At 30.6% G+C, this 26,427-nt stretch carries 18 protein-coding genes; 1 reads left to right on the top strand and 17 read right to left on the bottom strand.

Going from position 1 to position 26,427, the window contains the following annotated elements:
- Nucleotides 1-1,709: 1,709 nt before the first annotated feature.
- Both M6G78_RS01145 and M6G78_RS01150 read right to left on the bottom strand, forming a co-directional pair.
- Nucleotides 1,710-1,853, bottom strand: a complete 144-nt coding sequence (locus M6G78_RS01145) for a FeoB-associated Cys-rich membrane protein (RefSeq protein WP_253229369.1) — start codon at nucleotides 1,851-1,853, stop codon at nucleotides 1,710-1,712.
- 224 nt (nucleotides 1,854-2,077) lie between these two features.
- A complete protein-coding gene (locus M6G78_RS01150) occupies nucleotides 2,078-2,305 on the bottom strand; it encodes a PF20097 family protein (RefSeq protein WP_253229370.1) in 228 nt (75 codons plus the stop codon).
- Nucleotides 2,306-2,817: 512 nt separating this feature from the next.
- Here M6G78_RS01150 and M6G78_RS01155 point away from each other — a divergent pair.
- On the top strand, nucleotides 2,818-3,384 hold the full coding sequence (locus M6G78_RS01155; RefSeq protein ID WP_253229371.1) for a 6-carboxytetrahydropterin synthase: 567 nt from the start codon (nucleotides 2,818-2,820) through the stop codon (nucleotides 3,382-3,384).
- A gap of 362 nt (nucleotides 3,385-3,746) precedes the next feature.
- Here the strand turns inward: M6G78_RS01155 and M6G78_RS01160 are convergent, their stop codons facing one another.
- The 15 genes from M6G78_RS01160 to M6G78_RS01225 form a co-directional block, all read right to left on the bottom strand.
- Complete coding sequence (locus M6G78_RS01160) at nucleotides 3,747-4,613, bottom strand: glycerophosphodiester phosphodiesterase family protein (RefSeq protein ID WP_253229372.1); 867 nt, start codon at nucleotides 4,611-4,613, stop codon at nucleotides 3,747-3,749.
- Nucleotides 4,614-6,520: 1,907 nt separating this feature from the next.
- Nucleotides 6,521-10,033: a pyruvate:ferredoxin (flavodoxin) oxidoreductase gene (nifJ, locus tag M6G78_RS01165; RefSeq protein ID WP_253229373.1), complete on the bottom strand. Its 3,513-nt coding sequence runs from the start codon at nucleotides 10,031-10,033 to the stop codon at nucleotides 6,521-6,523.
- A 377-nt stretch (nucleotides 10,034-10,410) separates the two neighbouring features.
- Nucleotides 10,411-12,213 (bottom strand): hypothetical protein, encoded by a 1,803-nt coding sequence (locus M6G78_RS01170; protein WP_253229374.1) that lies wholly within the window; start codon nucleotides 12,211-12,213, stop codon nucleotides 10,411-10,413.
- Between the two features lie 25 nt (nucleotides 12,214-12,238).
- Nucleotides 12,239-15,532 carry a DEAD/DEAH box helicase family protein gene (locus M6G78_RS01175; RefSeq protein ID WP_253229375.1) on the bottom strand — a complete coding sequence of 1,098 codons (3,294 nt, stop codon included), beginning with the start codon at nucleotides 15,530-15,532 and terminating at the stop codon, nucleotides 12,239-12,241.
- Nucleotides 15,533-15,985: 453 nt separating this feature from the next.
- A complete protein-coding gene (locus M6G78_RS01180; protein ID WP_253229376.1) occupies nucleotides 15,986-17,608 on the bottom strand; it encodes an RNA-directed DNA polymerase in 1,623 nt (540 codons plus the stop codon).
- Nucleotides 17,609-17,874: 266 nt separating this feature from the next.
- Nucleotides 17,875-18,987, bottom strand: a complete 1,113-nt coding sequence (locus M6G78_RS01185) for a restriction endonuclease subunit S (RefSeq protein ID WP_253229377.1) — start codon at nucleotides 18,985-18,987, stop codon at nucleotides 17,875-17,877.
- A 1-nt stretch (nucleotide 18,988) separates the two neighbouring features.
- Nucleotides 18,989-20,497, bottom strand: coding sequence for a class I SAM-dependent DNA methyltransferase (locus tag M6G78_RS01190; protein WP_253229378.1), 1,509 nt, complete (start codon nucleotides 20,495-20,497; stop codon nucleotides 18,989-18,991).
- A gap of 172 nt (nucleotides 20,498-20,669) precedes the next feature.
- Nucleotides 20,670-20,933, bottom strand: coding sequence for a hypothetical protein (locus M6G78_RS01195; RefSeq protein ID WP_253229379.1), 264 nt, complete (start codon nucleotides 20,931-20,933; stop codon nucleotides 20,670-20,672).
- Nucleotides 20,934-20,948: 15 nt separating this feature from the next.
- On the bottom strand, nucleotides 20,949-21,080 hold the full coding sequence (locus tag M6G78_RS10265; RefSeq protein WP_256476199.1) for a hypothetical protein: 132 nt from the start codon (nucleotides 21,078-21,080) through the stop codon (nucleotides 20,949-20,951).
- Nucleotides 21,081-21,206: 126 nt separating this feature from the next.
- Nucleotides 21,207-21,728 carry a hypothetical protein gene (locus M6G78_RS01200; RefSeq protein ID WP_253229380.1) on the bottom strand — a complete coding sequence of 174 codons (522 nt, stop codon included), beginning with the start codon at nucleotides 21,726-21,728 and terminating at the stop codon, nucleotides 21,207-21,209.
- Between the two features lies 1 nt (nucleotide 21,729).
- Nucleotides 21,730-22,569, bottom strand: a complete 840-nt coding sequence (locus tag M6G78_RS01205) for a metal ABC transporter permease (protein ID WP_253229381.1) — start codon at nucleotides 22,567-22,569, stop codon at nucleotides 21,730-21,732.
- Nucleotides 22,566-23,273, bottom strand: a complete 708-nt coding sequence (locus tag M6G78_RS01210) for a metal ABC transporter ATP-binding protein (RefSeq protein WP_253229382.1) — start codon at nucleotides 23,271-23,273, stop codon at nucleotides 22,566-22,568. The genes M6G78_RS01205 and M6G78_RS01210 overlap by 4 nt, the downstream gene beginning before the upstream one ends.
- A 10-nt stretch (nucleotides 23,274-23,283) precedes the next feature.
- Nucleotides 23,284-24,318: a metal ABC transporter substrate-binding protein gene (locus M6G78_RS01215; protein WP_253229383.1), complete on the bottom strand. Its 1,035-nt coding sequence runs from the start codon at nucleotides 24,316-24,318 to the stop codon at nucleotides 23,284-23,286.
- 88 nt (nucleotides 24,319-24,406) lie between these two features.
- Nucleotides 24,407-24,709 carry a hypothetical protein gene (locus M6G78_RS01220; RefSeq protein WP_253229384.1) on the bottom strand — a complete coding sequence of 101 codons (303 nt, stop codon included), beginning with the start codon at nucleotides 24,707-24,709 and terminating at the stop codon, nucleotides 24,407-24,409.
- A 1,123-nt stretch (nucleotides 24,710-25,832) separates the two neighbouring features.
- A complete protein-coding gene (locus M6G78_RS01225; RefSeq protein ID WP_253229385.1) occupies nucleotides 25,833-26,246 on the bottom strand; it encodes a Fur family transcriptional regulator in 414 nt (137 codons plus the stop codon).
- Nucleotides 26,247-26,427 lie beyond the last annotated feature (181 nt).

The following is a 26,427-nucleotide window of genomic DNA, read 5'->3' on the forward strand; positions in this document are numbered from 1 at the left end:
TATTCACGGCGTTTGAGTGAAAGCATTTTGTCCAGTATTTTTTGCTTTGGAAAAATACTGGTCGCTCTTTAGAGCGAAACCCTAAAACTCCACGCCCAGTGGCGCCCTTTTATCCAAATATTTGGGCGAGCAAATATTTGGTCGGGTTGTTAAGGGAGAATCCCTTAAGTTTCCCACACACTAACATAAAACCATAAAAATAAATCTATAATTTTACAACTTTGTTCCCCCACCCTTTAATAAAACATATAAACAGGTCAGGCTTAGGGTAGCTTTTCTGACAGTAAAACTCGGGTAGAGTTTTACGCAGTCATCGAAAAGCGTTATAAGGCTCTTCGCCGAGAAGTGTCCTTTTTACCTCTTTTTGTGACTGTTTACTGTTTCAAAGAAACAGATGAGTTTTATTAAAAATAAAACTCATTAAGCTGAAAGCTTTAAACAACATGAGCGATTTTTTAAGAAAAATTGCGAATGGACAAGCAAAAAAAGAGTGGGGTTTTTAAGGGGCAAAGCCCCTTAATATTCACGGCGCTTGAGTGAAAGCATTTTGTCCAGTATTTTTTTCTTCGGAAAAATACTGGTCGCTCTTTAGAGCGAAATCATAAAAGCTCCACGCCCAGTGGCGCCCTTTTATCCAAATATTTGGGCGAGCAAATATTTGGTCGGGTTGTTAAGGGAGAATCCCTTAAGTTTCCCACACACTAATATAAAACATAAAAAAACAAAACCATAATTTTACAACTATGTTCCACACCCTTTAATAAAACATATAAACAGGTCGGTTCGGGGTAGCTTTTCTGACAGTAAAACTCGGGTAGAGTTTTACCCAGTCATCGAAAAGCGTTATAAGGCTCTTCGCCGAGAAGTGTCCTTTTTACCTCTTTTTGTGACTGTTTACTGTTTCAAAGAAACAGATGAGTTTTATTAAAAATAAAACTCATTAAGCTGAAAGCTTTAAACAACATGAGCGATTTTTTAAGAAAAATTGCGAATGGACAAGCAAAAAAAGAGTGGGGTTTTTAAGGGGCAAAGCCCCTTGATATTCACGGCGTTTGAGTGAAAGAATTTTGTCCAGTATTTTTTTCTTCGGAAAAATACTGGTCGCTCTTTAGAGCGAAATCATAAAAGCTCCACGCCCAGTGGCGCCCTTTTATCCAAATATTTGGGCGAGCAAATATTTGGTCGGGTTGTTAAGGGAGAACCCCTTAAGTTTCCCACACACTAACATAAAACCATAAAAATAAATCTATAATTTTACAACTATGTTCCCCACCCTTTAATAAAACGTATAAACAGGTAGGCTCGGAGTAACTCTATCAAATAAATAAACGATATTTATATATCCAACACTCTTATATAAAAATTTAAAAATAGAACCATAATTTTACAACTATGTTCTCCACCCTTTAATAAAACGTATAAACAGGTAGGCTAGGAGTAACTCTATCAAATAAATAAACCCTATTTATATATCCAACACTCTTATATAAAAATTTAAAAATAGAACCATAATTTTACAACTATGTTCTCCACCCTTTAATAAAACGTATAAACAGGTAGGCTAGGCGGTAGCATCGGTTCATAGGAAAATCGGGTAGATTTTCCATGAAATCCCGATGCGTCCAAGGCTCCACGCCCAGTGGCGCCCTTTTATTCGACTTTTTTAGGCGAGTAAAAAAGTCGTGGGGTTTTTAAGGGGCAAAGCCCCTTTATTTATTTTTACGACAACTATCCTTATACATACACCCATCACACCCGCCGCTGCATTTACCTTTGTTTTTTATGCTTTTGTAAAGTGCAAAAATAAAAAGTATTATAATTATTAATGCTGCAACATAAGAATTAAAATTCATAATCTTCTCCTATTTTATAAATATATTGTACCCCTTAAAAAAATAAAGTAAATCTATTTTTATAAAATATAATATAAATATTTTATTAATTTTATACTATTTTGTAATTATCAATATCTATAACATCCTAACAATCATATACCAATATTTAATATTATCTTATATGTATTAATGTTTTCATTACATATTATTCAATTAACTTTATAAAAAAAGAGCAGATTTTACTACTCTTTAGAATCTACCCACATTAAAACCTTTTTACAATTTGGACAGTGCCAAGCTTTTTGCTCTTCCATTTTTAAAGGAATTGTAATGGTTTTTCTAAACATGGCTTTAAATCCTTTTTTCTCCGCTTCCTTTTTTGAAATAAACTCGTTCCATACTCCAAAGGCTAAACTATAAGCAATTACAATTCCTTCTTCCATTTCTAATCCACAATCAAGACATTTCATTTATTAAACTCACCTTTTACAATTTTACAAATTATACCATAATAAAAATTGATTTCCCCTTTTGTAAAAAAGTCTTAATATACTTTTAAGAATTAATATACTTAATATATTTATTAGTTTTTTATACAAACTTTTCATTTTAAATACTATTTTGAAATAACTCTCTATTTAAAACAAAAACTTACAACTTTATTACAAATATTACAAGTTAATTAAATAAACGATATTTCGTTGACAATTAATCAAATATATTATATATTCAAATTGTAATTAGAATCATTCTAATTTAGAGATAAAATATTTTAATACACTTGTTAAAAACACTTTTGATGTATGTTTATATAAATAAATTAATGGGTAAAAATGGTAAACATAAAATGTAATGAAATATATATTAACTTTCAAGGTAAAAACAAAAATATAACTTATATAAAATATATCGAAAGTGTAATACATAAAAACTCATGAGAAAACCATGAGAAAAAATTTAAACATATAAAGGAGGTAAAAAAATGAGAAGTATTACAACATTAGACTTACAATACGCACACAGATTTTACGGTTTTAAAGGAGAAGCACAATATCTTCATGGACATACAGGAGTTCTAACAATAGAAGTTGAAGATTCAATCGAAGAAGGAGTAAACATGGTTTTCCCTTGTAACGAAATTCAAAAAACAGCTTGGGAAGTTTTAAAAAACTTTGACCATGCACTAATTCTAAGAGAAGACGACCCGCTTTTACCTGCAGTTTTGGACGTTTATGAAAAACAAGGTATAAAAGACGGTTCACCACAAAATCAAATGAAAGGACCTAAATTTGAAACTGAGCTTGCAAAAGCCTATCCAGAATGTCGCCTAGTTGTAACTAAGGAAACATTGACAGTTGAAGGAATGATAAAAATCGTATACGATTTATTAAAAGATAAACTTAACATTGCAAAAATCACATTTACAAGCGGTGTAAATGCAGCAAGCGAAGAATTTGAAACTAAAAATAATATCGAACGTTGCCCACTTTGCGGAATAGCACTAAACGAAAAAGGCATATGTCCAAAATGTGGATATAAAAAAGCATAATAAACTTAAAAATACGATATAAAACTCTAATGTATGATATATCAAAACTTATATTAATAAATAATAAAAACATATCTAACAACACTCTATGTATTAATACAAATATATAACTAAAAAACACTACTCCGATTAATATAAAAAGCAACTTGTAATTGTTATATAAATCCATAATAAAATTTAATAAATTGATAAAAGTTATATATTTGTAGACACAAAAAGACCGGTATAAAAGCCGGTCTTTTGTATTTTAAACAATAATTGATTACATAAAAATTATAAGAACAAAATCTCTTTTATCTTCTACCCTACAACCTAATATAAACATCATTAAAATATCAAACTAAATTTTATAATGGATATTATTAATTTCCTAATTCTTCCCTTAGCTTATTGATTTCATCATAATTCAAATCATCAGTACAAATATAATCTACATTCATTTTAAATAACTTCTCAGCTTCTTCCAAATCATTTATAGGGAAAGTATTAAAATAATAACCGTGTTTATGTACTTCATTTGCAAAATCTTCGTTTGCATATCCCTTATGACATCCAACCGTTACAAATCCGTTATGTGTATCCATGTACTCTAATATTTCATCAAGTTCATTATTTTCATATCTTTTCCTTTGAATATAAAACTGTTTAATAGGAAAATCATATATTTTTTCAATAGTTTCAAACATATCGATTGAACCTGCTTGAACAACAACTCTTTTAATAAGTCTCTTCTTCAATAATTTCTGTGTTATTATTTTATACATTTTTTCTGTTGTTTCTATATCCAAATCTTTTGAAATATCTATAAGAACATATATATCCTTATATTTTTTTAAAAGTGACATAACATCATCAAAATCCATTGTAGTATACTTATCACATATTTTAATCTTTTTAAATTTTTTATAAGATAATAATTGACCTTTTTTAAGATACCCTAGTCCCAAAGTTTCATATATTTTTTTGTGATAAGGATGAAGTGCAACAATTTTATTATCACTAGTAAAAGAAAAATCTACCTCAATAAGTTTTATTCCCTTATTTATTGTATTTTCAAAAGCTTCTTTTGAATTCGTATAATGTATTCCGTCAATTTCTCCACAAGAATGAGCCATAATACCTCTTTTTAAGAAATTTAGAGCATTTTTCTTTTTATAATTATAAAAAAATAACATACAAACGACAATGACAATAATGCTTACAAATAAAATTTTTAAAATATTTTCCATTTCCTTTCTCCCTTTACATATTACAAAATATAAAATATAATCAATATTTTGTAAATTTCATTCCCCATAATCCCCTATAGAAATATTACAAAATTCATTTAAATATATAATTATAATTTAAATATATTTTAACATATTTTAGGTAATATTAATATTTATTTATAATATATATTTTTTGTTATATAAAAATAATATATTATCTTCTAATATATCTATAAGATTAGAATAACATTTAACTTTCAACACAAAAAGAAACTATCATTAAAATTTTATATATAAATTTATAACATAAAAAGCTAAATTAATTGGATAAAGGCAGTGATCGTTTCAAAAATCTTGGTTAGAAATATTTAGAAAATCCGACCACGTTATAAAGTGCTTCGCCTTGAAGTCTTTTTTACCTTTTAGGGAGAAGAGATAAATATTTTACTGAAAGCATCATAAACCAATTCCTTAAATGCATGCCCCCATATTTTACTTCAATGATCAAATCCCCCACAAAGAAATAAAACAACAAACTTATATTTCATTGATATCTTCTATTCTCTAGCACATAAAGAAATAATAGACCTATATTTCACTTCTATGCCCCACTACCTTACATAAAAAGCTAAATTAGTTGTGACAGCGGTAGCACTCGTTCATAGAAAAATCGGGTAGATTTTTCATGAAATCCGAGTGCGTTAAAGGCTCCACGCCCAGTGGCACACTTTTATCCAAATATTTGGTCAAACTATTAAGAAAGTATCCCTTAAAGACTCCTACTTTTCAACGTAAAAACATCAAATACTAAAACCTTTATTTACTTTGCTGTTCAACTATCTTTCTTAAATCATGAAAAAACTTAACCCTTATTTCACTTCTATGCCCCACCCTCTTACATAAAAAGCTAAATTAGTTGGGTCGGCGGTAGCACTCGTTCATAGAAAAATCGGGTAGATTTTTCATGAAATCCGAGTGCGTATAAGCCCTCACGGCGCTTGAGTGAAAGAATTTTGTCCAGTATTTTTTTCTTCGGAAAAATACTGGTCGCTCTTTAGAGCGAAACTCTAAAACTCCACGCCCAGTGGCACACTTTTATCCAAATATTTGGTCAAACTATTAAGAAAGTATCCCTTAAAGACTCCTACTTTTCAACGTAAAAACATCAAATACTAAAACCTTTATTTACTTTGCTGTTCAACTATCTTTCTTAAATCATGAAAAAACTTAACCCTTATTTCACTTCTATGCCCCACTACCGTACATAAAAAGCTAAATTAGTTGGGACAGCGGTAGCACTCGTTCATAGAAAAATCGGGTAGATTTTTCATGAAATCCGAGTGCGTATAAGCCCTCACGGCGCTTGAGTGAAAGAATTTTGTCCAGTATTTTTTTCTTCGGAAAAATACTGGTCGCTCTTTAGAGCGAAACTCTAAAACTCCACGCCCAGTGGCGCCCTATTATTCTAATATTTGGTTGGATTATTAAGAGAGTATCCCTTAAAGACTCCTACTTTTCAACGAAAAAACATCAAATACTAAACATATATTTTACTTTGATGTTCCACCTTCTCATATATAACAAAAAATATGAAACCTACTTTTCACTTCTGTACCCCCTTTTATATAAAAATTAATTTAGCGAGGATGGCGGTAGTGGTCGTTTCAAAAATCTCGGGTAGAGATTTTTAGAAAATTCGACCACGTATAAGCCCTCACGGCGCTTGAGTGAAAGAATTTTGTCCAGTATTTTTTTCTTCGGAAAAATACTGGTCGCTCTTTAGAGCGAAACCCTAAAACGCCACGCCCAGTGGCGCCCTTTTATCCAAATATTTGGGCGAGCAAATATTTGGTCGGGTTTTAGGGGTGAAACCCCTAATAAAAAAGACACTGCATAAGCAGTGCCTTTTAATTTTTGAGAATATATTATTCTTGTTCAGCTAATGTTTTGTAACCTTGATATCTTTCAAGAGCATCTTGTTTATTCTTTTCGAATAATTCGTCAGCTTTATCAGGATATTGTCTTGCAAGGTTAGCGTATCTTCTTTCACCTTTAAGGAAGTCAATGAATCCTTCCATGTTAGGTTCTTTGCTGTCTAATGTGAATGGGTTTTTACCTTCAGCAATTAGATCTGGGTTGTATCTGAATAGATGCCAGTATCCAACTTCAACAGCTTTCTTAGCTTCACTACCAGCTTTAGTCATGTTAATACCATGGTTGATACATGGAGAGTAAGCAATGATTAGAGATGGACCATTGTGAGCTTCAGCTTCTTTGATAGCTTTGATTAATTGGTTCTTATCAGCACCGATTGAAACTTGTGCTACATATACATAACCATATGTCTTAGCCATCATACCTAAGTCTTTCTTCTTAGTTTTCTTACCAGAAGCAGCAAATTCAGCGATTGCAGCAGCTGGTGTAGCTTTAGAAGATTGACCACCTGTATTTGAGTAAACTTCTGTATCGAATACTAATACGTTAACGTCTTCGTTTGATGCAAGTACATGATCAAGTCCGCCGTAACCGATATCGTATGACCAACCGTCTCCACCAAGAATCCAGAATGATTTTTTAACTAATTGATCTTTGTTTGCTAATACATATTTAGCATTTTCATTGTCACATCCGTAAGCTTCTAATGCTTCAACTAATTTAACACTGGCTTCTTTGCTTTCTTCACCTTGGTCTTTAACTTCTAACCATGCTTTAGCAGCATCTTTAACTTCAGCTTTTACAGCGTCGTCAGCGATTAATGCTTCAAGTTTATGAGCGATTGTTTTTCTCATTTTCTTAACACCAAGCATCATACCGAAACCAAATTCAGCATTGTCTTCGAATAATGAGTTAGCCCATGCAGGACCTTGTCCTTTTTCGTTTGTTGTATAAGGAGTTGTAGGAGCTGATGCACCCCAGATTGAAGAACAACCTGTAGCATTAGCAATGTACATTCTGTCTCCGTATAATTGAGTAACTAATTTAGCAACTGGTGTTTCAACACAACCAGCACAAGCGCCAGAGAATTCAAGTAATGGTTGTTCAAATTGAGAACCTTTTACTGTGAATTTGTTTACGTTGATGTCTTTCTTAGAAAGTGTCATTGCGTAATCCCAACATTTACCTTCTTCTTCAAGTACATCATCGATAGGTACCATCTTAATAGCACCTGTTGGACAAGTTTCAACACATTGACCACAACCTAAGCAGTCATAAGAAGAAACTTGGATTCTGTATTCATAGCCTTCAACTCCAGGACCTTTAGATGCGATTGTATCAAATCCTTCAGGAGCGTTAGCTTTTTCTTCTTCATTTAATAAGAAAGGTCTGATTGTTGCATGTGGACATACATATGAACATTGGTTACATTGGATACATTTTTCAGCTTCCCATACAGGTACGTTAACAGCAGCGCCTCTCTTTTCGTATTTAGCTGTTCCAGCTGGGAATGTACCGTCTTCATAACCGTCAAATGCAGATACAGGAAGTGTATCACCTTTTTGAGCGTTCATAACGTCACATACTTTTTCAACGAATTCAGTTCTTTCAGGTTTAGCAGGAGCTTCGTTGTCAGCTGTTTTCCAGCTTTCAGGAACATCAATTTTAACAAGTTCGCTAACACCGTTTTCGATAGCAGCGATGTTCATGTTAACAACTTTGTCACCTTTTTTACCATATGTTTTCTTAACTGATTCTTTTAATAAAGCTTCAGCTTTATCGTAAGGCATAACTTCAGAAAGTTTGAAGAATGCAGCTTGCATAATCATGTTTGTTCTTCTACCAAGACCGATTTCTTCAGCAATCTTTGTAGCGTTGATTGTGTAGAATTGAATATTGTTGTTAGCAATAGTTTGTTTCATTTCTTTTGGTAGATGTTTTTCTAATGCGTCCATATCCCAAACAGTGTTTAATAAGAATACTCCGCCTGGTTTAATGTCGCTTACTAAGTCATAGCTTTCAGCATATGCTTGTGTAGAACAAGATACGAAATCAGCGTCAGCGATTAGGTATGTTGATTTGATTGGTTTTTCACCGAATCTTAAGTGAGATACTGTAACCCCACCAGATTTTTTAGAGTCATATGCGAAGTAACCTTGAGCATACATATCTGTGTTATCACCGATGATTTTGATTGCAGATTTGTTAGCACCTACAGTACCGTCTGAACCAAGACCCCAGAATTTACAAGAAACTGTTCCTTCTGGAACTGTGATAATATCTTCTTTAACTTCTAATGATTTGTTAGTAACGTCATCAACGATACCGATTGTGAAATCATTTTTAGGGTTTTCAGCTTTTAAGTTGTCATAAACTGCTTTAATGTGAGATGGTGTAGTATCTTTACTACCAAGACCATAAATACCACCAACGATTAAAGGAGCATTTTCTTTACCATAGAAAGCATCTTTGATGTCTAAGTAAAGTGGTTGTCCTGATGCACCGGGTTCTTTTGTTCTGTCTAATACAGCAACTCTCTTAACTGTTTTAGGTAAAACTTCGAACATGTATTCAGGAGCCCATGGTCTGTATAAATGAACTTTTAATAAACCAACTTTTTCGCCGTTAGCGTTTAAGTAATCAACTGTTTCTTCAACAGCTTCACATACAGAACCCATAGCTACGATGATGTCTTCAGCGTCAGCAGCACCATAGTAGTTGAAAGGTTTGTAATCTCTTCCTGTGATTTTGCTGATTTCTTTCATGTAATCAGCTACGATAGCAGGAACTGCATCATAGAATTTGTTAGAAGCTTCTCTTGCTTGGAAGAAGATTTCAGGTCCTTCACAAGTACCTCTTGTTACAGGATGTTCAGGATTTAGTGCATGATTTTTGAATTCTTGAACTGCATCATAATCAACTAATTTAGCTAATTCTTCATAAGGCATTTCTTCGATTTTTTGAATTTCATGACTTGTTCTGAAACCATCAAAGAAGTGTACGAAAGGAACTTTACCTTTAATAGCACTTAAGTGAGCAACACTTGCAAGGTCCATAACTTCTTGTACAGAGTTAGAGCAAAGCATAGCAAAACCAGTTTGTCTTGTAGCCATAACGTCTGTGTGATCCCCGAAAATGTTAAGAGCGTGAGATGCTAAACATCTAGCTGATACATGGAAAACGCCTGGAAGTAATTCACCGGCGATTTTGTACATGTTAGGAATCATAAGTAGTAAACCTTGTGATGCTGTGTATGTGCTTGTTAGAGCACCTGATGCTAAAGAACCGTGAACTGCACCTGCAGCACCAGCTTCTGATTGAAGTTCAATAACATCAACAGTTTCACCAAATAAGTTTTTCTTTCCAGCAGCTGACCATTCATCAACGCATTCAGCCATTGGAGAAGATGGTGTGATTGGGTAAATACCAGCTACTTCTGTAAATGCATAAGAGCAATAAGCAGCGGCAGTATTACCGTCCATTGTTTTCATTGTTTTAGCCATAATATAATATATCCTCCCAAAAATTTATCTAAAAATTATATTATATATATTTTACATCTAATCCATTATAATAAATAATAATTAAAAAATAAAGGATAATTTAAAAATTTTTTCAAAAATTCATCATTTTTTTTACAATTGAATAAATACCTGTAAATAAGGACTTTTTCAACTTTTCAAAGATTATTACAATTATCTTGTTAAAAATATTTCATTACAAATGTAATGATATACATCAATGTTTTATGAATATGTTTTCATAACACTTACTTACTTTCATAATACTTTTTTAATAAAAAACGTCCATAAAATTATGAACGTTGTGTTTTATTTAAATATACGTTTTTCTCAAATCTATTTTTATATACTTTTACATCTTATATTACATCTGTTTTTCTCCAAAAATGATATATTGGATATTTTTTAAAAGTTTTCTGTTCTTCTTCAGAAAGCTTTGAAAAATATATTTCAGCTGCTTCTTGTTGTTCCAAAAGTAAATATGCCCCTACTATAATATCATATTTTGTTGAATTATCAGCAAGTAATTTACGTAAACATTCTTTCTCATTTAAATCAAGTTCTCTTATCCTTTTGATAAATTGTAACTTATTCAAAATTTTAATTTGCTTATCAAACTCTTGATCTGGAGCTTGCGAAATCCAGTCACAAAATTCTTGACAAGTTTTTAATATTTTCTCTTTCCTAATCCCTTCTGCTATATCATAAGCTTTTAATAATTCAAGAAAGAAATCACTTGCTACATAATATGTTAGTCTATGATGTTCTATTTTTTTAAATGCAGGAAGCAATATATTAAAATCGATATTATTTAGTGTTAATAAATCTTTATAACATAAACTATGAAATTGTGAAACAGAAAACATTTCTCCATTTATATCTTTTACAAAAACATTCAAATTATAATTAAAGAAATTATGTATTCTATATACTCTATCTTTTTTAAGTTTCTCTAAAAAAACAAGAAATTTTAATTTACCAATATCTATATATCCTATAATATTAATATTTTCTTTAAACTCAATAATTCCATTTTTATCTAAGAAAACCTCCATTAAAATTCCTACTCTTTTCCAATCATTATCATTTAAATCACTAATATTAATATCATCAGAGCATCCTAATAAATCAAAAACTCTAATAAGTTTTTTGGCAAATTCAAGATATTTTTTTTGTTTCTCAATTTCATCTTTACTTATTTTAGGTTGACCACAATTAAATGGAATTCTTACATTATCTATATTAAAATATCCTTTTTCAATATATGTAAGAAAAAAATTAAGATCATGTACTAATACACTCAATTTTTTAGAGTTGTTATATCTAAAATTAACTTCATTACTGTTTTCAATAAAATGAATAGAAAAGCTTTCTCCAATATGAATAATTTTTTCAATGGCAGTTTTTTCGACTTCAAAATTTTTGTAAAACACTTTATCATCAATTGTAATCAACCCATCTATTATCTGATGAGTATGTATATTTTTAAGAATTATATTAATGGGATGGAGAACTGAACTCCCTTTAATCTTAGCATAAATATAAAAATCATTTTTTAATAAAAATGTCTGTAAATTAAATTTTCCAGCAAATTCAACAGGAATAAAAAGATCTTCTAACACATTTTTTTGAGTTAATTCATCTAAACTAAACAACTCACAATCTTTAAAACTTTTTTGCTTTTCGCAGTTTTGTAAACAATTTAAAAAAACTGTATTTTTTTCATTATTATCTACCGGAAATTCTTTTAAATGCAAACTTTTATTTTTTTGTTTTTTTGATTCAGATAATATTTGTCTTAATTTTATCGGTGTAAGTTCATCATAATATATTTTTTTTGTAAGCCCATTATTACCAATATATACAACAAAAAACATACATCCTCCATCATTAAGATAATTTTTTAAATCCACTGTTGGTATAGAAAACGAAATAGTTTTTTTCGAGTGATCATTACACTCTTTCCCTTTTACTTGAACAGGCATTCTTCCTCTCAAATTTTCTTTTGTTTTCTTTTTACATTTATATATATAAACAGCCCCATCCCATGAAGGCTCTTTATCATTTTCGTTAATATAACTATCTAATAAACCAGATGTAACAACACTTTCTTCTACTGCATTAACAGACAATGTTTCTATAGTCTTTTTATCTAAACTCATTTTATCTCAATCCTCCATATATCACCTACACCCCGGCATTAGCATTAATTTCCCTAATCACCCCAAGAAGTGAATTCCAAACAGTCATATCACTTTCAAATAAATCCGCAACGCTTCCCGCATCGTTAAATGGCGATTGTGTCATTACGGAAAAATCTTTCATAACCCCGTTTTTTACAATGTACTCTATAACCTGATTTACAAAGTATATCTGATTGCTGTTTAGATTATTTCTTGATAGGTATCCTGAAAATGCTTCTTTTGCGGCATTCATGTCAAGCCCTACAATCTGCCTTACAAATTCTCCAAGAGGTTTACCTCCAAACTCTCCCATATAATCATCTTTTGAACCTATTTTGTTCCAAAGTATGTCTTCAAGCTTTTTCATGTCTTCACTGCCTAGAGGTCTGTTGTTCTTTATCTTCTTTATTACCTCTTCGTCCATATGGTTCCTTATGTAAAACTCTGCTTTTTCCTTATAGTTTTCAAGTCCGTCATCGCTAAAGGATGAAGCATTGACTTGTTTAGAAAGTATATCATCGTCAAAATGAGTGCTGTAAATGTTCTTTTTACTCTTTGGAATATATTTCATCAAATCACGAAGAGCTTTCCTTATTTCCTCTAACCCTTCAATGTCCATATTGTTTAGTCTTTCTCTGTCTGATGCTTTATTTATTATGTCTATGTTATCCATAACTTCCGGTATTGTAGTAGCCTTTTTTAAGGCACCTGCCCTTTTTTCTATATCGCTTATTCCCCTGGTGTATTTATTCCCTTCAAGTACTGAAAGTTCAACCATATAAATAAGTGCGTCAAACCTTACCGCCCTTGGGTCGTCCTCATCAGGCAGTATCAAAGGTGAAAGTTCTTCTTTTACTTCCTCAAGATCCCTAAAATCTATTACATTGTAACTTTCTTTAATAAGATATTTTTCCACAATTTGAATATGCTTTCTAACCGCAAAATTATCTTTGTTAAGTCTTCCTACTTTCCTTATTAAATCATCAACCAATTTATCCCTAAATTCTCTCATCTCATCATTTTGATAAACGCTGTCTTGAAGTTTATAGCAAAGATTAAATTCAAGATTAAATATACTGCTTTGAATGGTTTTAACTTCCCCTGCTTCTTTGTTTTCTCCTCCCATGGAAAAGAATTCAAAGTTAGAGCAAAAATCAAATATGTAAAAGTTCTTCTTATCCTCTCCGTCAATAAGCCCTTCGCAAAGTCTCGTTCCTCTTCCTATCATCTGCCAAAACTTCGCCTTGCTCATTACTTTTTTGAAAAATACAAGGTTTAATATTTCAGGCACATCAATCCCCGTATCCAGCATATCAACGGAAATTGCAATCATAGGAAGCTTACTTAAAGTGGCAAATTCATCAATGGCGCTTTGTGCGTAATTGGTATAATTATCTATAACACAAGCATACCCTTTTAAGTGAGGATATTCCTTGTTAAACACTTCAAGTATCTTTTCCGCGTGTTTGTGATTTTTTGCAAAGATTATGCTCTTGCCTATCTTTTCGCCGTAATCTATTTTTAATCCATCTGTCATTAAGGTATTTAATACCTGTTTTATTGTGTCCTCGTTAAATACAAAAGAATTTAACTTTGATGAATCTATATGTAGAGGTATGGTTCCGTCTTCGTTTTTAAAGGTGTTTTCATACTCTTCCCTTTCCTCTTCGTCTAACTCATTGTAGCTTATTCCCTCTTCCATAAACTTAAGCTTTGTTTCAATGGTTATATAATCCACCAAATATCCGTCTTTTACAGCCTGTCCAAGTTCATACCCATAAGTCGGAACTCCGTTTTCAAGCCCAAATATATCGTATGTATTTTTCCCTACTTCATCCTTAGGTGTAGCCGTAAGCCCAACCAAAGGAGCATCAAAGTATTCAAATATTTCTTTGTATTTATTATAAATAGACCTGTGTGCCTCGTCGCATATCACAAGGTCAAAATGTCCGCAGCTGAACATCCTCCCCTTTTCATCCCTTACGCTGTCTATTACGTTTATCATGGTTTGATAAGTTGAGAATACACAGTGTGCAGAATAATTTCCCTTATCCTCGCATAAGTTGGTAACCGAAAGATTAGGAAGCAGATTTACAAAACTTCTCTTCGCCTGAGTTACAAGAGAATTACGGTCCGCTAAAAATAATATATTTTTAACCCAGCCTTTTCTTAAAAGCACATCGCATAAAGATATTACGGTTCTTGTCTTTCCAGATCCCGTAGCCATTACAAGTAAAGCCTTTCTTCTCTTCTTATCAAATGCATCGCATACGGCTTTTACCGCTCCTTCTTGATAATATCTTCCCGCAATGTTCTTATCTATTTTTATATATTTTAAACTTTCCTTTGTAAGTTTTAAGTTAAAGAGCTTTTCCAAATCTCTCTTTGAGTATATAAAGGAAACTTCTCTTTCTTGATATTCTCCGTCGTCTATATATGTTTTAAATCCGTTTGTCAAAAATACAACCGGTCTTCTTCCGTACTCTTTTTGTAAAATATCCGCATAAAGTTTAGCCTGTTGTCTGCCCGCAGAAGGGTCTTTACAAAGTTTCTTCGCTTCTATAATCGCCAAAGGCACGTTTGCATCATCATATAATACATAATCTATATATCCTACCCCGCCTTTGTTAGGCATTCCCTTAACTTCAATTTCGTCTATCCAGTCTTTTCCCTTAACCCAGCCCACATCGCTAAGCATGGTATCAATATATATTTTCCTAGTCTTAAATTCCGATAAGTCCAGAGATTTTGGGGTATAGGTTTCTCTCTTTTCTTCTCCTTGTATTGAAAGCTGTTTCCTTAATTCTTCGTTTTCTTTTAAAAGTTTTTCTAAGTCTATGTCTGCAAATTCTTTTTTTACCTTTCCTTCTTTTTTTCTTTCAAGAAGTGAAGGGTCGTATTTTCTCTCTTCGTAGCTGTCTGCATAACAGTAAGCCACAAAGTCCATAAATACAAACAGGTTTTCAAGGGACAGTTTAACCTGTTCCTCGCTTACCTTTTTATTATTATGAGCAGCGTTATTGCCTACTATTCTTATAAAGTCCATTCTCTTATATAAATCGCTGTCTATAATATCCCTAAACTCTTCGCTGTTCATAAGAGTCTGCAGATTATCCCTATATGGTTTATCGAGTATCCTGTCAACGCTGTAAATCCACTTAATTGCTATTTCCATAGCCTTTCTGCAGTTTACGGCGCAGGCTTCCATGTCTATATTAAATATCTTTTCTGCCGATACGGCAATATTTGCAAAACTTTCAAACTTTTTCTCTTTTAAAAGAAAATCAAAGTTGGTCATAACTTTCTCCTTTCCTTTCTTAAGGGAGTTCCCTTAAGAACCTTTCTTAAGGGGCTTTGCCCCTTATACCCCTATTATTTAAGGGCTATGCCCTTAACAACCTTTTCTTTAAATATTTCTTTTCTTTAAATATTTCATCTTTAAGGGGCTTTGCCCCTTACACCCCACGACTTTTTTACTCGCCTAAAAAAGTCGAATAAAAGGGCGCTTCTAGGCGAAGGGCCTTAAACGCTTTTCAATGTCTCATAAAATGCTCTCCATATTTAAGGGTTTTCAACCCTTAACAACCCGACCATATTTTTGCCAAAGCCCAAAAATATGGAAAAAAGGCTTTCTCTCAAACGCCGTGAAGGCTTAAACGCTTTTCAATGTCTCGCAAAATGCTGCCCGCATTTTACGGACAGAAAAGCTACCCCTGCCTATGAATAAAAAATATTATGTAAGTATGTTTTATTATTCCTCATAAAATGAAATATTTAAATTATTCATCTTGTTAAAAAATTCATCATTGATTTTTATATTAAAACGACTTATTAACTTATGTCTTTGAATTTCATATATTAATAGCCATCTTGCACCATCATAATTTTCACTTTTTAAATTCTTTTTTAATTTTACAACTTCTCTATAAACTTTTATTATACAATTTGTTCCAAAATCAATTAAATTCTTACAATTTTTTATTATATCCAATGCAATTATAATTGAAAAATCATCTCCGTTTTTTAAAACATTTATTAAATTATCTGATGTGATTCTTAATTTTAACTTTTTAATAAAACTTAAAAACATTAATAATTCTTGTTGATAACCTTTTTTTATTGCATTTGATAACTCAGAATTTATAATTTCACTAAATTCATTTTTATCTAATTTATCAATATTTTTTTCTAAAAAAGGTAATATATATTTACCATATCTATAATTTACTGTCATAATATTTATTAAAGTTGGAAGAATAACATCAAAATCAATTATGACATCTTTATCTTTAATTATCTTTAATGCGTATTTATAAGCCCCTTTTTCTCCTGCATCATATAAAATATTTGCCGTATTTAATACTTCAAATATTCCATTTTCTTCCATAGCATTTTTAAACTTAGCCTTTAAATCTGATAACATATTAAATGGATATTCTAAAATGTCAGTCTTTGACTCATTTATATTAAATTTATATTTTCGCAAAATTGTAATTATAGAACTTAAAGAATTTTCAGCATCCAATTTTGTTTTAAAATAAAATCGATAATCATCAACATATCTTTTAAAAACAAAACCTTTATTATCCAGTTCTGTATCTATTCCCGAAAGAATTATTTCTGAAAATATTCTTGAAGTGAAAGGACCTGTAATAATCCCGCTTGTTTCATTAAAATTTAATTCTCTAATATATTTATCTAAATTATCACATATTTTACATTTTTTCATTACATCTTCTGGTAATGTTATTTCAACTTTATTTTTATTTTTATTTTTATTTTTCTTTTTATTTTGATTAACTATTATAAGATATTTTTTAGAATCTTCTTTTCCGCAAACAGCCCATGAAATTGAATGTGTATATATTGAATTATAGCAATTTGCAATATCTAATTTTAAACAATATTTATATCCTAAAGAAATTTTTATATTAGTCCTTATATTTTCAATAAAATCACTCTTTATAATATTATCATCTTTTAAATTTTCAATATTTAAAAAATTTTTCATATCGACATTATAGTCACTAAACCTATTTATTGGCGATAAAGAATTTTCACTATATGCAAATTTTTTAATTTCATCAAAGTGTTCATACATATATTTTACTAATCTTAAAAATGATTTAGGATTAGGAAGAGATATAATTCTTCTGGATAAATCATCTTTATATATTGACAAATCCGTACATTGAGTTATTATTTTTGTATCATTCGTATGTGTTATTTCTAACAAATCATTTAATTTTTCAATAAATGCATTCGTATTAAAACACTCTGGAATTTGTTCAGAAAAATACCCGTATTTACATATTTGCTCTATAAAATCATCTTTATTTAATTCATTTTCTTCCAATCTTTTTTCTTCTTCCATATCCTCACCTCAAATCATTCCCCCAACCCCACAGGGTAGCGGTAGTGGTCGTTTCAAAAATCTCGGGCAGAGATTTTTTAGAAAATCCGACCACGTTATAAGCCTTTACGGCGCATGAGTAAAAGCGTTTTTTCCATATTTTTGGGCTTTGGCAAAAATATGGTCGCTCTTTAGAGCGAAACTCTAAACCTCCACGCCCAGTGGCGCCCTTTTTTTCGACTTTTTTAGGCGAACAAAAAAGTCGTGGGGTTTTAGGGGTAAAACCCCTAAAAGTATTTTTGCATAAGACTATCAAACAACACCTGCGTTTCATCAAGTGATTTCTTCACCTTCTCTTTAATTTCTTCCGTTTGTTTTACAAAATCGGCAAATTGGTTTTGTAGTTCTATTGGGGGAACAATAATTTTTGTTTTCTTTATTTCTCCTAAATGTAAATTTGGAACACCTATTCCTTTTATACTCCTATCAAATTGAATCTTTGTATCATAATTATTTATTAAACATCTAAAAAATATAGGATTAATTAGGTTAACTTTTGGTCTCAATAAAGCAAGGCTAACATAGATATCAAAAACTTCATCTGTATCATTAATAGCCGCAACACCATAATTCACCCCATTCTTTGACATTAAAATATCATTTCTTTTAGGCTGTATTGTAGCATATAATTTTTCATGTAATTCAGAAGGAATATATTTAATATTTGTCCAATCAATTTTTTGAGTCATAACATCTTTAGAAGATAAAAACTTATATCCTTGTTTTGTGTCTTCCGTATATATTGGCGTTTTATGTGTTCCGTCTTTTATCAAAGAACATACATCGTCAATAGTTACAATATCATAACCATTTTTATTATTTTTAACAGAGCCAAACATCTCAACAAATCTAGCCTTAACAAGCTCGTCCAAATCTTCAAGCTGTTTTTTTCTTTTTTCGATTATTCCGCTAACCGTATCCAAAATTGAAACGATTTGTTTCTGTTTGTCTTTATTATTATCAATATAAAATTCAAAATCGCCTAAAACAGATTTTTTTATATTAGGCATACATGCTCCTGATCTTAATTTCATTAATCTATTTTGTTGACTTTTTAAAGCATAATATAAATACTTTGTATTAATATTATTATTATATAAATAATAACAATGTGCTCCGCACCAAAAAGGATAATCTATATAATTTACATAACCACAAGAATTACCACCTTCACTAACCGTAACAGTATTTATATCAACATTGTATAAATTAACTTTACCAGAAAAATCCATTCCTCCATTTAAATAATTATATTTCCCATTATCAAGTACATCTTCTTTATTTATTTGTTGACCTTTTGAATATGAAGTAATATCTTTTAATTTTACCTTAACCTTCACCTTACTCACCCTCCCCAAGCATATCTATAAGCTTGTTCATGTCTTCGTCAATTTCTCTTTGAAGGGTGTTTATGTTTCCTATAATTTCCCTTGTAGGCGGATGTTCAACAGGGATATATTCGATTTCTTTATATTTGTTTATTGATAAATCATAGTCGTTCTCTGCAATCTCTTCTTTCTTTACAAAGAATGACTGCTCGGTTCTCTTTCTGTCTTTTTCTTTATCTAAGTTGTTAAATCTTTCTATTATATCAGGAATATCATTTTCCTTTACTTCGCTTCTCTTATCGTCAAGGCTGAAACCGTCGGCTTTCATATCGTAAAACCATACCTCATCAGTTCCGCCGTTTCCTGTTTTGGTGAAAATTAAAATCGCAGTGGATACTCCCGCATAAGGTTTAAATACCCCAGAAGGCATGGAAATAACGGCTTCCAGTCTGTTTTCTTCAACTATCGCCTTTCTTACCTGTTTATGAGCCTTTGAAGAACCGAACAATACGCCGTCAGGAACAATGCAGGCACACCTTCCGCCAATTTTAAGCATTCTTAAAAATAACGCAAGGAATAAAAGTTCCGTCTTTTTTGTTTTGCATACTTTTAGTAAATCCGCCGATACTATGTCATAGTCAAGGCTTCCTTTAAAAGGTGGATTTGCCAATATTAAAGTATATTTATCCTTATCTTCGTTTTGGTCTGATAAACTGTCTTTGTATTCTATGTTGGGGCTTTCAACTCCGTGGGTCATCATATTCATGGCTCCGATTCTAAGCATGGTTCTGTCCATATCGTAGCCCGTGAACATCCTTGTCATATAATGTTCTCTTTTTTCTTTATTAAAGAACACTTCTTCTTTTCTGTTTTCCTTTATCCACTCTCCCGCACTTACCAAAAATCCCGAAGTACCGCAGGCAGGGTCACATATAACATCATCAGCCTTCGGTTTCATAAGCTCAACCATCATCTTAATAATATGTCTTGGGGTTCTAAACTGTCCGTTTACTCCCGCAGTCGCAATCTTTGAAAGAAGATATTCATAAATATCCCCTCTAAAATCCAAATCATGTACCCTATTTGAATTTGTATAAATTTCATCCATTCCCGTAACAATTTTTTCAAGAACTAAAGGTGTTGGAACTTTAAAAATCGCATCCCCCATATACTTTGAATACGCACTTTCTTTGTTACCGTCAAGAGTTTTAATAAATGGGAATACATAATTCCCCACAACATCATACATCTTTTCTGCAGGGTAATCCCTAAATACGCTCCATTTAAGCTCCTGCCCCTTTATTTCTCTTCCATCTATATTAACAATCTCTTTAAATATAGTCTCATAAGGAATTCCAAGCATTATGCTTTCTTTTTTCTTCCTGTTGTCCGCTTCATCTAAATCATGAATAAACATTAAATATGTCATCTGCTCAATTACGTCCATTGGATTTGTAAGTCCGCCAGAAAAAAACACATCCCATAAACCATCTATTTTATTTTTTATTTCACCAGTAATCATATCTTACCCCTCTAATTTATATTAAATTAAATTATATTAATTCAAATTTCCGAATTCTTACCTTCTATTTTACAATAAATCCAAAATTTTGACAATAAAATATCAAAACACAAAAAAGACAGGGAAATATTTCCCTGCCTTTATAATAAATATATTATAATTTACAAATTAATTAATCATTTGCTTTCTTTGCAATAATCATCATACCTTCGGTAAAGCTATACCCATAACCGTAACCATAACCTGAATTACCTCTTATCATACCTTCCCCTTCTCTGATATTACCGCTGATATCTCCTTCTTTAAAATCACATACCCATTTCCCTGAAGTAATAGGAGAAATTGATACAACTTCATAGTTTTCTGCATTCAATTTTTCAACTTCACTTTGAGTATCTTTTGCCAAACGTTCTCCGTCTATAATAAAGTCAGACATTCCGTCTTCAACAAGTTATTTCTTTTTTACATATACATCTTTTTCATTTCCGAAAATACTTGTTCTTTTTTCACATGTTGGAACTTTAACTGTAACTTCTTTGTAATTTAGCTTAAAGTAAACCTTAACATAAACAACTTTATTCATACTTTCCCCTTCTTTCATATAAATATATTTTAATTATATTTTCTTTATCATAATTGCTCAAGCATGCAATGAATAATTAATATAATGAAACAGCCCTTTGAATATTAAAATAACCATAAAAATTTTCTATAAAAGTTCAGCATCTTTCAAAGTACAGTAAACGTGTTTTCCTTCACTATATCGGATAAATTCACCCATAACCGTAATTTCAGAGCCTTCTTTAGGATAATCCTTTGGATATTCATAATCACCTTTTAAATTAAACTCTATTCCCTGCGCACAACACGCCGTTGCATCCTGAATTATACAGGAATAATAATTCTTGTCCTTTTTCTCGTCGTGATAAACATTAAATGTTCCTTTCATCTTTATTATCTTTCCTACATAATCGTCAGGATTTACCATTATATTGTATACTTCGGAATAAACCATGGTAGAGGAAAGTTTAGTTAAATCTACAATTTCCTTTTTGTCCGATTTTTTATTATCGGAACTTTCTTTTTCAGTATTTTCATTTATTGTATTTTCTTTATCAGTACTTTGTAAATCGTTTTGAGGTGTGCTTTGATTTTCAGCTTCTTCTGACGAACAAGAAATAAAAGATATTGATATAATAATACACATTAACATTACAACTGCTTTTTTCATCTTAAATACCTCCTCTTACCATTCCTATAAAATAACAGGCTATAAACATAACTGCATTTATTGCTACAATACTTGAACCTACGGGTGTGCCTGCAAGGATGGATATTATTATCCCAAACAATGCACAAAATACAGAAATAAAAGCAGAACATAAGGTAACGGCTTTAAAACTTTTAAATAACCTCATTGCACAAAGAGCAGGAAAAATAATGAGAGCAGATATTAAAAGCGAACCTACAAGATTCATTGCAAGAACTATTATTACTGCAATTATTATTGCTATCATTAAATTGTATCTATTTGTATTTACTCCCACAGCCTTTGAAAAATCTTCATCAAATGTAACCGCAAATATCTTGTTGTAGAATAAAATGAAAAACAATACCACAACTACCGATAATGCTATACACATTAAAACATCATAATGTGATAAAGTAAGTATTGACGTTGAGCCAAAAAGAGTAGTGCACACATCCCCGCTTAAATTGGAAGATGATGAAAACACATTCATTATCAAATATCCAAATGCAAGAGACGAAACGGAAATCATCGCTATCATTGCATCACCTTTTACTTTCCTGTTTTTTCCTGATTTTAACATAAACACCGCACATAATATCGTACAGGGAAGGACAAGAAGCATATCATTTGTAAGGTTTAAAACAGAAGCTATTGTTATAAGTGAAAACCCCACATGGGAAAGCCCGTCACCTATAAACGAAAACCTCTTTAATACAAGAGTTACTCCAAGCAAAGAAGAGCAAAGAGCAATAAGCACCCCCACTATTAACGCATAAACAACAAATGGATAATCAAGGTAAAATATCAACTTTTCAATCATTTCCTTACACCTCCATCTTTAAGCATTTTACTCTTATATACTAAATCAACATAATCATCCTTAGATAAAAATAAACTTTTTTTACCAAGATATAAAACCTTACTGCAGTATTTAATTGAATTTTTAATATCATGAGATATACTCACTATGGTAAGACCTTCTTTATTTAACATTGAAATCATTTCATACATATCCCTGCAGGCTCCCTGATCAAGTCCCGTTACAGGTTCATCGAGAAAAAGTACATTCTCTGCGGCGCAAAGAGCCCTTGCAAATAAAACCCTCTGTCTTTGCCCTCCCGAAAGTTCACTAAAACAATGTTTCTTTAAATTTGATATCCCCATTTTATCCATATTTTCTCTTGCAAGTTTTTTTTGTTTTTTTGAATAAAAAGGACTAAAACCAAGTTTTGACTGACAACCGGATAAAACTACTTCCCATACGGAAGCAGGGAAATCTTTTTGTATCTCGTCAATTTGGGGAAGATACCCTATTTCATTTTTTTTAAGTTCATTTGATAAAACAATTTCTCCTTTTAAGGGGCTTTTAAGCCCCAAAAGTGTCTTTAATAAAGTCGTCTTTCCACTTCCGTTTTCTCCGAAGATACAAAGATAATCTCCCTTTTCAATATTAAAATTTATATTTTCTCTCAAAGTATTCGTACTGTACCCTATAGAGATATTTTTTATGGTCATTAAAGACATGACGCCCTCCTTATTTTACGGCTTTTTCCATTACTTTTAGATTTTTCTCCATAGTATCAAGATAAGATTTCCCTTCTTTAATATCTTTCGATGTTGTAGACTGCATTGAATCCATGGTTAAAACTTTCTGATTTTTACTTTTTGTATTAGAAATAATTGTTTTTGCCAATTTTTTATCAGAACCTTCTATTGTAATTAGATAATTTATAGATAACTCATCAACTTTTTTTGATAAAAAGCTTACTGTTTTAAAACTAGCTTCCGTCTCGGCACTACATCCCGCAAATGCCGCATAATAATTAAGTCCGTAATCATCAAGCATATATCTAAATGGGAAACGGTCTGCAAATATAAGAGTCTTTTTATTTGCTTTTTTTATTGTTTCTTTGTATTTTTCATTGAGCTTGTCTAATTTTTTTATATAATCTTGTGTGTTTTTCTTAAAAGTGTCTTTGTTTGATTTGTCAATTTCCATTAATGTACTTCCGATTTTATTTACAAGAACCTTTGCATTATTCAAAGAAAGCCAAACGTGTTCATCTATTTCTTTTTCCTCTTCCTTATTATTTTCAACCTGTGCTTTCTCTTTTTCATTGTCTTTATCATGTTCATGCTCTTCACCCTCTTCATGCTCATGATCACTTTGCATTCCTTCAATAACCTCTTCTTCTTTTGCTTTATCCCCTAAAACATCAAGCAGATTTATAACTTTCATATTTTTATTGTCTGCTTTTTTCAAAACATCTTGAACCCAGTCGTCAGACTCTCCGCCTACGTATATAAATAAATCACAGTTTGAAATTTTTAAAATATCATCGGCAGTAGGCTGATAACTATGTAAATCCACTCCGTTATCAAGAAGCAAAGTAACATCTGCATTGTCTTTTTTGTCACCAAGCACATTCATAACCCAGTCGTATTCCGGAAAAATTGTCGTAACAATTTTTATTTTTCCTTCTTCTTTTTTTTCTTTATTTGTACCGCAGCCAAAAAAGCAGCTTAAAGACATAGCCAAAACTAATAAAGCACATAATATTTTTTTCATAATAAACCTCTTTCTATTTTTTAATTTTTCGTACAAAAATAACAGGTAATCATTTACTTTTATTGACTACCCATATAAAAGGTTTATTTTAATTATCAAGCCTTACTTTTTCCATAATCGGAGTTGTCTTAAGAATAGAATAAAAAACAAATGTTAATAAATTGAAACAAAATAAAATATTAAATAAAGAAAAACTCTGAGCAGTTTTTCCAGTGTCTAAATTTTTTAATATATTTTCGCATACATGAATAAAATGACATACCGGACAGTCATCTCCGATACAATCATGATCTGCATTTTTTATTATAAATATCGAAGAAAACAGCAAAAAAGAAAGCATCATAAAAATTATAATATAAGCTATTATCTTTTTTGATTTATTATAAAACATTTCCGTTTCCTCCTTTACTTCAATGTCTTAATTTTTAATAATAGATTTTTATAAAACCAAATTTTAAAAACTATATTTACAAATAATAAGTTTATTTTTTAATATATTTATTTTATATATACCTAATAAATCTAATAAAAAATAAGTTTATTCTTTAGTCTTAAATAAATTAATTATCAAAGATTTCACATACTAACTCAGCTTTTATATAATTACTTAACTTTTTTATAATTACTTAACCTTTAATACTTTTATTGTGTTAAACAATTATCATTCTAAGCAACTATCCTTCTAAACAATTATTGTTCTACGTAATTATCGTTATAAACAACTATCGCTCTAACCCAACACACTATCCTTTTATTTTTAATTCTTTAGTGGCTTAACCTTTATTTATAACCTAACTTACAACATAAACATAACATAATCCTAAAACACAATAATTTTAATGTGTACTTTTAAACTTTATACATTTAACCCCTTAAGTAACTTTTCATCCTTTTGTTTTTAATTCTTTAGTGGCTTAACCTTTCTTATAAGACATCTTACAACACCTAAACTTACTAAACCCTAAAACACAATAGTTTTAATGTGTCCTTTTAAATATTTATACCTTAAAACCTAAATAGCTTTTTATCTTTAAATTTAAAATATCTTATACTCCCTTAACATTTTTTTATAACCTAACTTACAACATAAACATAATATAATCCTAAAACACAATAGTTTTAATGTATCCTTTTAAACACTTATACCTTTAGAATATAAGCAACTTTATCCTTTTTTTATTCTTTAGTGGCTTAACCTTTCTTATAAGACATCTTACAACACCTAAACTTACTAAACCCTAAAACACAATAGTTTTAATGTGTCCTTTTAAATATTTATACCTTAAAACCTAAATAGCTTTTTATCTTTAAATTTAAAATATCTTATACTCCCTTAACATTTTTTTATAAGCTAACTTACAACATAAACATAGTAAGCCTAAAACAAAAAGCTTAATATATAACAAATCATATTAAAACCCTAATTAAATTCCCTATTCATATATTAAAATATTTCTTACATATGATTACATTTTTTTTAAATCAGATAATATAAAAAAACTAAAAATAAGATTTTATTTATTCTTTTTTTCACACTCTTCGCAAATCCCATAAAAAACTGTTCTCTTGGGATTTAATTTAAAATGATGATTAGTATATAAATGTTTTTGAAAATCATCTATTTCATGACAGTGAAGATGTATAAGTTTTCCGCACTTTTCACATTTTAAGTGAAACAGCATATCTTCATGTCTGCTTTTCCCCTCATATTCAAAGCAGGCAGGAGTGTTTATATCTATAATATATTTATTCAGTATCCCCTCACTTACCATATTTTCAAGCTGACGATATACGGTGGATTTTCCAATATTGGAATTTTCTTTTTCCAAATACTCTAAAACATCACTTGCCCTAAAATGTTTTTTATCCATATTCTCAAAACAATCAATAAGTATCTTTCTTTGTTTTGTATTATAATGTGAATTCATACCCCAACCTCTGATAAAATGAGAATCATTCTCAATTTAATAATATTTTGTAGATTATATCATTAAAAAGACTATTTTTCAACGAATTTGAGAACTATTCCTAAATTTAACAAAAAGTTTAGAATTATTAAATTTATCAATTATTAAATGCTGAAATTTATAATAAACTTAACTTATAAAA

This window comes from Anaerofustis sp. NSJ-163, from assembly GCF_024135845.1.
GTDB classification, from domain to species: Bacteria; Bacillota; Clostridia; order Eubacteriales; family Anaerofustaceae; genus Anaerofustis; species Anaerofustis butyriciformans.